Genomic DNA, 13691 nt, shown 5'->3' with positions numbered 1-13691 from the left:
CCTGATGAAATACATCCTACCCATACTTTTCTTGCTTCTTACCTTTAGCGTTGGCAAGGCGCAGCAGCAAAAGCCGAATAACATCGAGTGGTCTGTTGCCGCTACCTTGCCTGCAGGTCCGGGCCAACAGGTGCAACCGGGGCTGGCAGGCCCAGTGGGCGGCGTGCACAACAACGCGCTGCTATTAGGGGGTGGTGCCAACTTCCCCGACGGGTTACCCTGGGAGGGAGGTAAGAAAAAGTATGGGAAGGATGTTTTCGTCTTACTGCGGGATGAGCAGGGGAAGTACAGCTGGCACGATAAAACCTTTCAACTGCCGCAGCCGCTGGCTTACAGCGCCAATGTTACCACTGCACAAGGTGTTGTAAGTATAGGCGGGGAAAACGCGCAAGGCATACAGAGCACCATACAGCTGCTGCAGTGGGATCCTGCCTCAAAAGAAGTGAGCATTAAGGCGCTGCCTTCGCTGCCCCTGCCCCTGACCAATGCCGCCGCTGCTCTCATCGATAACCAGGTATACGTGGCAGGCGGCGAGACTACGGGCAAAGCCAGCAATGCTTTCTATCGTTTAAACTTATCTGCTCCTGCCAAAGGCTGGGAGAAACTGCCGGACCTGCCAACGGCGCTGTCGCATGCGGTGGCAGTGGTGCAGTCTAACGGCGAGTACCCTACCCTCTACTTGATTGGTGGCAGGGCCAAAACAGAGTCTGGCGTCAGCGAGCTGTACGGCTCCACATTCCGCTACGACCCAAAGAAGAACAACTGGAAACAACTTAGCGACATCTCAGACGGCAAGGGCAACAAAACCTCGCTTTCTGCCGCCACCGGCGTAGTCACCGGGGCCAATTACATCCTGATCTTTGGCGGTGACAAGGGCAACGTGTTTACACAGATAGAGCAGCACAACGCCGCCATCGCCAACACCACCGACGAAGCTGAAAGGCAAAAGCTGGAAGCGGCCAGGCTGCAGCTGCAAACGCAGCACGATGGCTTCAGCAAAGACATTTACCTCTACAACACCGTTACCGATGCCTGGACCAAAACGGGCACGTTGCCGTACGCGCCTGTTACCACTTTCGCTACCCGCTGGGGCCACGATATCCTTATCCCTTCCGGGGAGATCAAGCCGGGCGTGCGTACGCCGGAGGTGTTAAGAGGCAGCCTCACACCACAGCATTACTTTGCCTGGCTCGATTACGTGGTGGTCGTTTTATACTTGCTGCTGATGGTGGGCATCGGCATGTGGACCTCGCGGCACCAGGAAACCACAGATGACTATTTCCGCGGGGGGCAGCGCATTCCGGGCTGGGCAGCGGGGTTGAGCATCTACGGCACGCAGTTGAGCGCCATCACGTTCATGTCGATCCCGGCCAAGACCTACGCCACCAACTGGAGCTATTTTATACTTCAGATCACCATCATCCTGGTCATCCCGATCATCACCAATTACTTTATACCCTTCTACCGCAGGTTGCAGATCACATCGGCCTACGAGTACCTGGAGAAGCGCTTTAACTATGCGGCGCGTGCCATGGCTTCGCTGCTGTACATCATGCTGCAGCTGGGCCGCCTGGCCATCGTGCTGCTGCTGCCCAGCCTGGCGCTCACGCTGGTGACGGGCATCAACGTGAACCTGTGCATTGTGCTGATGGGAGCGATCACCATTTTCTATACCATGAAAGGCGGCATTGAGGCAGTTATCTGGACGGACGTGGCGCAGGTGGTGATACTGCTGGGCGGCGCGCTGGTGTGCCTGGTGATGATCCCGTTCCAGCTGGAGGCGGACGCTGGCGCTATCTGGCAGACGATCCAGCAAAATGAGAAGCTCAATATCATCGACACCACCTTTAGCTTCAGTGAGCCGACCCTGTGGGTGGTGCTGCTGGGCGGCCTGGCCATTAACGTAATCTCCTATGGGGCCGATCAGTCGGTGGTGCAGCGCTACATCACCACTAAAGACGAGGCCACCTCGAAGAAAAGCATGCAGCTTGGGGCGTGGATGGCCCTGCCTTCGGCAGTTATTTTCTTCTCGATCGGTACCATGCTGTACCTGTTCTTCCGGGAGCACCCGGAGAAGGTAAACTACCAGCTGCAGAGCCAGGATTCTATCTTCCCGTGGTACATCGTGACGGAGTTGCCGGCAGGCATCACCGGCTTGCTAATCGCGGCTGTTTTTGCGGCGGCCATGTCCACCCTGAGCAGTAGCATGAACTCAGTCACCACGGCTTTGATCACCGACTTTTACAGGCGTTTCTCCCCGGCAAGATCAGACAAAAGCTACCTGAGCATAGCCAAGTACCTGACGCTGGCCATTGGGGTGGTGGGCACCTCGCTGGCGCTGGTGATGGCGCAGTGGGGCATTTCCTCGCTCTGGGACCAATTCAACATGATCCTGGGGCTGTTTACGGGTGGCCTGGGAGGCTTGTTTGTGCTGGGCATCTTCACCAAGAAGGCCAATGCCAAAGGTGCCATCGCCGGATTGCTGGCAAGTGGCCTGGTGCAGTTTTATATCAGCCAATACACCAACATCAACCTGCTGCTGTACGCCTTTACCGGACTGGTGAGCTGTGTGGCATTCGGCTACCTGTTCAGCCTGCTGTTTGGCGGGCAGGAGCGTGAGAACGAGGGCCTGACAGTGTATGAAAATAACCCGAAGCAGGCTCAAAACGGCTACCAGGTAAAGGCAGGCGAGAAGGTGTCCTGAGTATAGCCAGGTAAAGTACCGTCCGCATTAGCCAAAGTATAAATCAAAGTATAAGCCTGCGAGTAAGAATTGCAGCAAGTGTTTAAAAAACAAAGCGTAATGAGTAAAGCCAAAAGTATCCTGAGCTGCCTGTTGGTGGTGCTGATGTGTAGCGTGAGCTGCTCTAAAAGCGTGACCACGACAGCCCCTTCGGTAAGCCAGGTAAGTATAACGAGCACCGCCCCGGCCGCTCCTGTGCTGCGGGGCAAGGAGCACAACCCGCTGCTGCGCGTAACCTTGTACGTGCCGGCCGGCGGCGAAAGTATAAACTTCCAAAGCATAAAGGCCCGCCTCAACAGCACCGCCCCGCAGGATGTGGAGAAGCTGGAGGTATACTTTACAGGCGCTGAGGCACTGTTCGGAACATCAAACCTGATCAAATCCATAACGCCCACCGCGGAGGAGTTTGAGGTGCCGCTGAGCATCCAGGCCAAGCCAGGCAAGCATTACCTCTGGTTCAGCGCCACCCTGAAGGAGACGGCTAACATCGATAATACAGTAGAACTGCATGCCACGCAGTTAACAGATGCAAGCGGCAAGGTACACCCGGTTTCTGAGGACGGCTCTGCGTATGCCAAACGCATGGGCATCGCCCTGCGCAAAGCCGGCGACGACGGATCGCACACGTACCGCATCCCCGGCATCGCCACCACCGACAAAGGTACCCTGATCGCTGTGTACGATATCCGCTACGAGCACTCGGGGGATTTGCCGGCCAACATTGACGTGGGCATGAGCCGCAGCACCGACGGCGGCCAGACTTGGGAGCCGATGAAGAACATCATGGACATGGGCGCGCCGCACGAGAACAACGGCATCGGAGACCCCTCTGTGCTGTTCGATCCCGCCACGGGCAAAATTTGGGTGGCGGCCTTGTGGAGCAAGGGCAACCGCTCCATTGCCGGTTCCGGCCCGGGCCTCTCGCCCGACGAAACGGGGCAGTTCGTGCTGGTGAGCAGCGACGATGACGGCAAAACATGGTCGGAGCCTTACAGTATCACCGAGCAGATCAAAAACCCCGACTGGCGCATCTATTTTAACGGGCCAGGCAACGGCATCGTGATGCAGAACGGCACGCTCGTGTTCCCGTCGCAGTACTGGGATGAGAACAAGATGCCGCACTCTTCCATCATCTACAGCCAGGACAACGGCAAAACCTGGAAAAGCGGCATCGGCGCAAAATCTAACACCACCGAGAGCCAGGTAGTGGAAACTACGCCGGGCACCCTGATGCTGAACATGCGCGATAACCGTGGCCGTTTCCGCTCCGTGGCCACCACCTCGGATATGGGCCAGACCTGGGTGGAGCACCACACCTCCTACAGCGCCCTGCCGGACCCGGTATGCATGGGTAGCTTTATCAAGGCAAACGTGAACACGAATAACGGACTGCGGGAGGTACTGTTCTTCAGCAACCCTGCCACGCCGTCCGGCCGCTACAACATCACCCTCAAGGCCAGCACCGATCTGGGCGAAACCTGGCAGCCGGAGCACCAGCTCCTGGTGGACGAGCGGGGTACCTACGGTTACTCGGCCCTCACCAAGGTAGATGACAACACGCTGGGCCTGCTCTACGAGGGCGTGCGCGAGTTATACTTTGTGCGCATCCCGGTAAGCGAAGTGCTAAAATAAACCATTGAGCCATACATCTGCCTGGCTATACTTTCAGGCAGGTGTATGACATATGTATAGCTGCCATGACGCGTTTCTTACTGCTTTTTATCTCCCTTGTACTGGCTGTGCCTGGCTTCTCGCAACAGGCGGCGGGCCGGTTGAAGGTGGCCTGCATGGGCAACTCTGTTACCTACGGGTATTTGCTTGAGGACAGGGAGCACAAGGCGTACCCGGCACAGCTCCAGCAGCTCCTCGGGGACAGGTATGAGGTGGCCAACTTCGGGCTGAGCGGGGCCACGCTGCTGCGCAAGGGGCACCGGCCGTACACCAAAACGCAGCAGTACCAGGATGCCCTGGCTTTCAGGCCCGACATCGCCGTGATCCACCTGGGCCTGAACGATACGGACCCGCGCAACTGGCCGAACTACCGCGATGAGTTTGCCGCAGACTATTACCACCTGATCGACACGCTGCGCGCCGTGAACCCGGAGGTGCGCATCCTTATATCCCGGCTCACGCCCATTTTCTCTGGCCACCCGCGCTTTACCTCCGGCACCCGCGACTGGTTTTGGCAGATTCAGGAACTGATACCTGTGATTGCGGAAAACAGAAACGTAGAGCTGATAGACCTGCACACGCCCCTGTACCGCCGCCCTGACCTGTTCCCTGACCAGCTGCACCCCACCGCAGAGGGGGCTGGCATTATAGCGGCCACCGTGGCGGGGCACCTTACGGGCAAGTATGGCGGCCTGCAGCTGGCCCCCGTTTTCTCCGACCACATGGTGCTGCAGCAGAAAATGCCGGTTCCGGTGCAGGGCATAGCCGATGCCGGGCAGGAGGTGACCGTGCGGTTTAACGGAGTGGAGGCAAAAGCCACCGCAGGCCCCGACGGGAAATGGCAGGCCATGCTTCCGGCGCAGAAAGCAGGAGGGCCACATCAGCTTCAGGTTTCTACTGCAGGTAAAAGTATAAGTATAAATGATGTGCTGGTGGGGGAGGTATGGCTGTGCTCGGGCCAGTCGAACATGGCGTTTCCGTTGCGCCAGGCGGTGCACACGGCCAGGGAGATGCGGCAGGCGCAGCAGTCGTCCAGTATTCGTTTGCTGAAGATGAGGCCCTTGGCCGAAACCTATGACGTAGCCTGGGACAGTGTAACACTTAAAAAAGTAAACAAGCTGCAGTACTTCTCCGGCACCTGGCAACGCAGCGACTCGGCTGCGGCGAAAGACTTCTCGGCCGTGGCCTACTACTTTGGCAAACAGCTGCAGGAGCAGTTGGGCGTGCCCGTGGGGCTGATAGAGGTAGCCGTGGGCGGCTCCGGCACCGAGTCGTGGATAAGCCGCTATACCCTGGAGCACCACCCGCAGCTGGTGCACATGCTGCACACCTGGCGCGGTTCCGACTTCCTGATGCCCTGGGTGCGCGAGCGCACCGCCAAGAACCTGGAGAATGCCACGCTTGCCACGCAGCGCCACCCCTACCAGCCAGCCTACAACTATGAGGCCGGTATTGCCCCGCTCACCGCCTTCCCCATCAAAGGAGTGATTTGGTACCAGGGAGAGAGCAACGCCCACAACATAGAGCTGCACGAAGAGTTGTTTAAAACCCTGGTGTCGGACTGGCGCGGAGCGTGGGGCTATGCTTTCCCTTTTTATTACACCCAGCTTTCCAGCATCAACCGCCCCAGCTGGCCCCATTTCCGCGATAGCCAGCGCAGACTGCTCGCGCAGGTAGAGCATACAGGCATGGCGGTAACCAGTGACGTGGGCGACCCGCAGGATGTGCACCCGAGGCAGAAGCGGCAGGTAGGGGAGCGGCTGGCGGCTTGGGCCCTGGCCAGAACCTACGGCAAGCGGGTGACTTACAGTGGCCCGCTGTTTAAGGAGGTTAGGTTCGCTGACGGCAAGGCCATCTGCACTTTTGAGCACGGCAAAGGCCTGCGCACCAGCGACGGCCAGGCGCTGCGCGGCTTTGAAGTGGCGGGCAGCGACAGGGTTTTCAGAGAGGCAAAGGCCGAGGCCCGGGGAGACAAAGTATGGGTGTCTTCGGACGAAGTGCCGGATCCAAAGTATGTGCGCTACGCCTGGCAGCCTTACACCGAAGCGAATCTGACCAACAAAGCAGGCTTGCCTGCCTCTACCTTCAACAGCTTTTTTACCGCCGAAAAGTAAAACTACCTCCCTATATGGAAGCGAATCATACAAAAGACCTGAACTACTACAAAGACTTCTACAAAAACCAGCTCCTCAGCGACACGGTGCCGTTCTGGTTTCCGCGCTCGATAGATGAGGAGCATGGCGGTTACCTGCTCATGCGCGATGCCGATGGCAGCCTGCTGGATACAGACAAGGCCGTGTGGATACAGGGCCGCGCCGCCTGGCTCCTGTCCACACTTTACAACACGGTGGAGCAAAAGCCGGAGTGGCTGGAGGGCGCTAAGAAGGGCATCGACTTTCTGCGCCAGCACTGCTTTGACACAGACGGGCGCATGTTTTTCCACGTGACACGCGACGGCAAGCCCATCCGGAAGCGCCGCTATTTCTTCTCTGAGACCTTTGCCGTGATTGCCTTTGCCGCTTACGCCAAAGCCAGTGGCGACGAAGAAGTAGCCGCCGAAGCCCGCAGGCTGTTTGGCAAATGCCTAGAGTATGCCACCACGCCCGGACTGCTCGAGCCCAAATTCACGGATACGCGCCCGGCCAAAGGCATTGGCGTGCCGATGATTATGATGAACACAGCCCAGCAACTACGCGACACCATTGGCGATGAGCGCTGCGACGAGTGGATCTCAAAGTGGATAGCAGAGATAGAGCGTGACTTTGTAAAGGACGAGATCCGTTGCGTGATGGAGCAGGTGGCCCCGGACGGCAGCATCATCGACCACATCGACGGCAGAACGCTGAACCCGGGCCACGCGATTGAGGGGGCCTGGTTTATACTGCATGAGGCAAAATACCGCAACAACGACCCGCACCTGATAGACCTCGGCTGCCGCATGCTCGACTACATGTGGGAGCGCGGCTGGGACAAGGAGCACGGCGGCATTTTATACTTCCGCGACGTGTACGGCAAACCGGTGCAGGAGTACTGGCACGACATGAAGTTCTGGTGGCCGCAAAACGAGACTATTATCGCCACGCTGCTGGCCTACCTGATGACCGGCAACGAAAAGTATGCTGGCTGGCACCAGCAGGTACACGATTATGCCTACAGCCATTTCCACGACAAGGAGCACGGCGAGTGGTTCGGCTACCTGCACCGCGACGGCCGCCTGTCGAATTCGGCCAAGGGCAATATGTTCAAAGGGCCCTTCCACCTGCCACGGCAGGAATGGTACTGCTGGCAAGTGCTGGAGGCGTTTCTATAAATTTTGAATGAGTGATTGAGTGAATCTGTGAACTACACACGGTAAGATCTCAGCCCTCTAACTTTCTAACTCCCTAACTCTTTAACCTTTTAACTCCCATGTTTCGCTTACTGTTTACCGTTACCCTACTTTTTACCACACTCTTTACCCAGGCCCAGACCACTGATGTACCAGTGTTCGTCTCCGGCCAGGAGGGGCATAAATCTTACCGTATACCTGCCATTATCGACCTGCCCAACGGCGACATCCTGGCCTTTGCAGAAGGACGGGTGCATGGCGCGGCCGACTTCGGCGATGTGAACATCGTGATGAAGCGCAGCTCGGACAAGGGCAAAACCTGGTCGGCGCTGCAGACCGTGGTAGACTACGATACTTTGCAGGCCGGCAACGCCGCTCCGGTGGTAGATTTGACCGACCCGGCTTATCTGAAAGGCCGGATCTTCTTGTTCTACAACACAGGCAATGCGCACGAGTATGAAGTACGAAGTGCCAAAGGCTACCGGGAAGCATGGTACATCACCTCCGCCGATAACGGCCAAACCTGGTCGGAGCCGGTAAACATCACCACGCAGGTGCACCGCCCGAACATGCCTTCCGCCAACGCCGCCTACACGTTTAAAGAAGACTGGCGCGCCTACGCCAACACACCCGGCCATGCCATACAGTTTGCCAACGGCAAGTATAAGGGCCGCATCTACGTGGCCGCCAACCACTCCGAGGGTAAGCCTAAAAACTCGGCCGAAGATTACTTCGCCCATGGCTACTATACTGACGACCACGGCAAGACATTTCAGATCAGTGAAACCGTACCGGAGTCGGGAGGCAACGAGGCCATGGCCGCAGAGCTGACAAACGGCAGGCTGATGATGAACATCCGAAACCAGCAGGGCGATGTGCGCAACCGCATCGTGAGCATCAGCAGCGACGGCGGCGCCACCTGGGACACTACCTACTTCGACAAGCAGTTGCCGGATCCGGTAAACCAGGGAAGTATACTTCGTATCGGCACCAAAAAGGGAAAAGCCATACTTGCCTTCTGCAACGCCGCCGACACCCAGCGCCGCGATAACCTGACCCTGCGCATCAGCTACGACGAGGGCAAAACCTGGTCCGAGAAGCATGTGATCGCCAAGAGCCCGAACAACGAGAAAGATTACGCTGCTTACTCCGACCTGGTAAAGGTAGGGAAGAAGGAAATAGGTGTGCTCTATGAGAAGCACGGCTATCAGCAGATCGTGTTCACCGTCGTGAAGTGGAAAAAGTAACCCTCCGCAGTGCTCGCTAAACCAGTTTAACCCTCTTCCTATCATGCGTACTCTATTTGCCTTAATTCTTCTCCTGCTCCTGAAGCAGGCCACGTTGGCGCAGGTAAAACCCGTGCAGTTGGCCGACAGTCTCTTTTCGACCTACTACCACCAGCGCGCCACACAATTCCGCAACTTGCCGGCCACCCCAGGCGATGTCATCTTCCTGGGCAACAGCATCAGCGACGGCGGGGAGTGGAGTGAGTTGTTTGCCGATACGCGCATGAAGAACAGGGGCATCAGCGGGGACGTGTCTGCCGGGGTGATGCACCGCCTCGGGGAGGTGGCGGAGCGCAAGCCGGAGAAGGTATTTCTGTTGATCGGCACCAACGACCTAGCCAGGGAAGTAGCCCCGGACAGCCTGCTGAAAAACATGTTCTGGATAGCAGCTTACCTGAAAGAGAAAAGCCCCGCAACGGAGCTTTTTGTGCAGAGCATCCTGCCGGTGAACGAGCAGTTTAAAAAGTTCGGCGGCCACACCAGCAAGGGAGAACTCATTAAAAAGGTAAACACGGAGCTGCAGGCAAAGGCGCCGGAGTACGGCTATACGTACCTCGACCTGCACACCCCTTTCTCGGATGCCACGGGCAGGCTACGTGCCACGTTTACCAACGACGGCCTGCACCTGAACGGCGACGGCTATACTTTCTGGAAGCACCTGATCTATGACGAGGTGTTCGGCCTGCAGCAGAAGCCTTCCGTGCTGCCAAAGCCGCAGCAGCTACAATGGAAGGAGGAGGCTTTTCCGCTTTACAAGAGCAAAACCATTGTGGTGCAGGACCCGGCGGTGCGGAAGGAGGCAGATCGGCTAAAGCACATGCTCGCGGGAAAGGGGCTGCAGGTGCAAATAAAAGACAAAGCGGCTCCCGGCGAACTGCACATTGCCCTGACTCTGGGGAAAGTGGCCAGCCCAAGCCAGGCTGAGGAAGCTTATACGTTGGCTGTGACCAGCGACAAGGTACAACTGCAGGCCAACACGGCGCACGGCATCTTTAACGGGCTGCAGACGCTAAACCAGTTGATGCGCGATGGGGCCTTTATCCCTGGCTGCGAAATACGCGACTGGCCGGCCTTTGGCTGGCGGGGCTATATGGTGGACGTGGGTCGGAATTACCAGTCTATGGAGATGCTCAAAGAGCAGATCGACGTGATGGCCAGGTATAAACTGAACATCTTCCACTTCCACCTGACCGAGGACATTGCCTGGCGCCTGGAGGTGCCTCGCTATCCGCAGCTGACGGCCCCGGAGCACATGACGCGCAACAAAGGCGCCTACTACACCGTGGCCGAGATGCAGGAACTTATCCAGTACTGCAAGGACCGTTACATCACGCTGGTGCCCGAGATCGACATGCCGGGCCACAGCGCCGCCTTTACCCGGGCCATGGGCGTGGACATGCAGAGCGAGGAAGGGCTGGCGTACCTGAAGAACATCCTCAACGACTTTAGCGACACTTATGATGTGCCTTACGTGCACATCGGGGGCGATGAGGTAGAGATCACAAACCCTGATTTCCTGCCACAGGTAACCGCTTGGCTGCATGAGCGGGGCAAGAAAACCATTGGCTGGGACCCGGGCGGCAACCTGGACGACGCCACCATACGCCAGCTGTGGATGAAGGATGGGGCCACCAACCCTAAGCTGGCTTACATTGAGTCACGCCACCTCTACCTCAACCACATGGACCCGCTGGAGGCCGTTACCACCATCTTTAGCCGGCAGTTTGGCGACCGCGTAGCTGGAGACAGCACCGTAATGGGAGCCACCCTGTGCGTCTGGCATGACCGCAACGTGCTCAGGCAGGAGGATGTGCTCACCATGAACCCCGTTTACCCTGGAATACTGGCCTTTGCAGAGCGCAGCTGGAAAGGCGGCGGCTACGAGGGGTGGATCGCCAATATTCCGGCAGACAAGCCGGAGCGGGTGCAGGAGTTCAGGGAGTTTGAGAACCGGATGCTGGACCAGCAACAGTTATACTTCAGCAACATGCCCTTTCCGTATGCGGCGCAGGCTGACATCACCTGGAAGCTGTTTGGGCCCTACAAGAACAAAGGAGACTTGTCTGCTTCGTTTGCCCCGGAGAAGAAATCTTTTAAAGGGAAAAAGCCTGCGGCAGAGGCTGTGGGAGGCACCGTGGTGCTGCGCCACTTCTGGCATCCGTTGGTGGCGGGCGTGCTGGAGAAGCCGGAGGAGAACACCACCTGGTACGCTACCACCCGTTTCTGGAGCGATGCTGACACAACGGGTTATTTCTGGGTTGGTTTTCAGAACCTGTCCCGGTCCTATAATTCCGACTCGCCCGCTGCTGGTACCTGGGACGACAGGGGCAGTTCTGTTTTCCTGAACGGACAGCTAATAGCCCCGCCAAAGTGGAAGCGTCCCGGCCAAAAGGGGAACGCGGAGATCCCGCTGCTGGACGAAGGTTATGAGTTCCGGGCACCTGTGGCTGCCCCGGTAAAAAAAGGCTGGAACACGGTGCTGGTAAAACTGCCGGTTGGAAACTTTAAGGGCAAGGACTGGCAGAACCCCCTGAAGTGGATGTTTACCTTCGTGCCTCTAAGCGGTGAGGGAGTCACACGGCATCTTTCCGAACAAGCACCTCCCTTGGTTAACTAAACGTAATGCCCTTGCCTGGTTCGGAGAAGCTGCCTTCTTACGCATGTTGGTTATAAAGAGAGAAGGTTAGGATGCAGGAACCAAAGCAGTTCATTTCTGGCCAGTTGAGCTGTGTGTAGTTTGCGTTTACGAAAACATTGCCTATTTTGACGCTTCTTTCAAAGGCCGAAGATGATTGGAGTTTTTTCAAAAGTAGGAGATACTCCAGCAGCATTACCCAGGAGGGGTTTGCCAGCTTAGCTTATGGCCGTGGCTATGCTCAGGCGGCAGAGAAAAACCGCTACAGCTGTGCCTTCGCTACGGGTGTTGAGGCCCGTGTTTTAAATCAGATGAAACTACCTTTATACTTCTTATTGCTGTTTAGCCTGGTGCTGGCAGGGGAGGGGCTGTCAGCGGCTCCTGCGCTTGATACCTGGCGTAACCTGAAAGCGCCGGTAAATGTGAGTTTCGCCAGCAGCGATGTGCGTTATGCGCAGGATCTGGTGCCGGAGGTAGCGCGGCAAAACCAGTGGCAGGCCACCGCCTGGAAAGGGGAGAAGGTGCACACGCAGTTGCTGGTCTGGGCCAACCGGGAAATACCCCGGCTACAGGTCAGCCTCTCTGACCTGAAGGACGGCAAAGGCAACCGTATTGCCTCCAAAAATATTACAGCGGGCTTTGTCCGCTATGTTATGACCGACGAGTTTGGGCAGGGTTGCGGCTACCGCAAGCCCACCGACTACGACTCTTCACTGGTGGCAGACCCGATTGACACAGCTGCCGTAACGGCCGTGGCGGCAAACACGGTGCAGCCCCTTTGGTTAAGTATAGCGGTGCCCCGCAACACGCCTGCGGGCAAGTATAGAGGCGTGGTTACCGTTCATGCCGGTAAACCTTACAAGCTGCGCGTAGCGGTAACGGTGCAGGAGCGAGAGCTGCCTCCTCCTGGTGAGTGGGCGTTCGACCTGGACCTCTGGCAGCATCCGGCCGCCGTTGCCCGTGTGCATGGCGTGCCGCTTTGGAGCCAGGCGCATTATGACGCCATGAGGCCCTACTATACCATGCTTGCCTCTGCCGGCCAGAAGAACATCACCGCCAGCATTATAGACGAGCCCTGGAACCACCAAACCTATGACGATTTCCCAAGCCTTGTCAAGTGGATCAAGCGCAAAGACGGCACTTGGGCCTACGACTACAGCCGCTTTGATGCGTATGTTTCCTTCGTGATGTCCTGCGGGATAAAGCAACGCATCAACTGCTATACCATGGTGCCCTGGGAAATGGCCTTCCCATACTTTGATGAGGCTACCGGACAGGAGGTTGTGTTTTCTGCAAAGGCCGGGACCCCGGAGTATAATGCTTTCTGGGGCAACATGCTGCAGGACTTCGCCCGGCACCTGAAGCAGAAAGGCTGGTTTTCTATCACCTCCATTGCCATGGATGAGCGCCCGCTGGCCGACATGCAGGCCGTCATCAAACTGCTGAAAGAAACAGACCCCGACTGGAAAATCGCCTTGGCCGGTATTTATCATCCTGAAATTGAGCCGGACATTTTCGACTACAGCATCGCCTCCAAATGGAAGTTTGGGGAAAAGGTGCTGGAGGAGCGCAAGGCCAGCGGCAAGCCGAGCACGTTTTACACCAGTTGTGAAGAGGCCCTCCCGAACGGCTTCACCTTTTCGCCTCCTGCAGAGCATGCATGGATCGGGTGGTATGCAGCAGCGCAAGGCTTTACCGGCTACCTGCGCTGGGCCTATAACAGCTGGGTAGAAAATCCCTTGTTGGACAGCCGTTTCCGCACCTGGCCAGCCGGCGACACTTACCAGGTATACCCGGGGCCGCTGACGTCGATACGCTTTGAGAAGCTGGTGGAGGGCATACAGGACTTTGAGAAAATACGGCTGCTGCGCGAGGAGTTTGCCCGCACCGGCAACCACGCCAAACTGCAGGAACTGAATAAGACACTAGCCGCTTTCGAGGTGGAGAAACTTAATGAGATGCCGGCCGCCGAAGCGGTTGGCAAGGCAAAGGCACTGTTAAACCAGCTGCAAGAGAAGTAAGCGCCGG

Annotated in this window: 7 protein-coding genes; all 7 read left to right on the top strand. The window is 57.4% G+C overall.

Annotated elements, in window-relative coordinates; translation table 11 throughout:
• Positions 1-4: 4 nt before the first annotated feature.
• Entirely contained in the window at positions 5-2704 is a 2700-nt protein-coding gene (locus tag PXG97_RS05345; RefSeq protein WP_276496682.1) for a sodium:solute symporter family protein, read from the top strand.
• 99 nt (positions 2705-2803) lie between these two features.
• Positions 2804-4375, top strand: coding sequence for a sialidase family protein (locus PXG97_RS05340; protein ID WP_276496681.1), 1572 nt, complete (start codon positions 2804-2806; stop codon positions 4373-4375).
• Between the two features lie 65 nt (positions 4376-4440).
• The gene (locus tag PXG97_RS05335) at positions 4441-6528 is read left to right on the top strand and encodes a GDSL-type esterase/lipase family protein (RefSeq protein ID WP_276496680.1); all 2088 of its coding nucleotides are present in this window, start codon (positions 4441-4443) and stop codon (positions 6526-6528) included.
• A 14-nt stretch (positions 6529-6542) separates the two neighbouring features.
• Positions 6543-7724 (top strand): AGE family epimerase/isomerase, encoded by a 1182-nt coding sequence (locus tag PXG97_RS05330; protein ID WP_276496679.1) that lies wholly within the window; start codon positions 6543-6545, stop codon positions 7722-7724.
• A 98-nt stretch (positions 7725-7822) separates the two neighbouring features.
• On the top strand, positions 7823-8989 hold the full coding sequence (locus PXG97_RS05325; RefSeq protein WP_276496678.1) for a sialidase family protein: 1167 nt from the start codon (positions 7823-7825) through the stop codon (positions 8987-8989).
• Positions 8990-9032: 43 nt separating this feature from the next.
• Positions 9033-11645, top strand: a complete 2613-nt coding sequence (locus tag PXG97_RS05320; RefSeq protein ID WP_276496677.1) for a family 20 glycosylhydrolase — start codon at positions 9033-9035, stop codon at positions 11643-11645.
• A gap of 329 nt (positions 11646-11974) precedes the next feature.
• Positions 11975-13684, top strand: coding sequence for a DUF4091 domain-containing protein (locus PXG97_RS05315; RefSeq protein ID WP_276496676.1), 1710 nt, complete (start codon positions 11975-11977; stop codon positions 13682-13684).
• Positions 13685-13691: the final 7 nt, after the last annotated feature.

Source organism: Pontibacter litorisediminis (assembly GCF_029360645.1).
GTDB lineage: Bacteria > Bacteroidota > Bacteroidia > Cytophagales > Hymenobacteraceae > Pontibacter > Pontibacter litorisediminis.
This window is presented reverse-complemented; position numbering and strand designations above follow the sequence as displayed.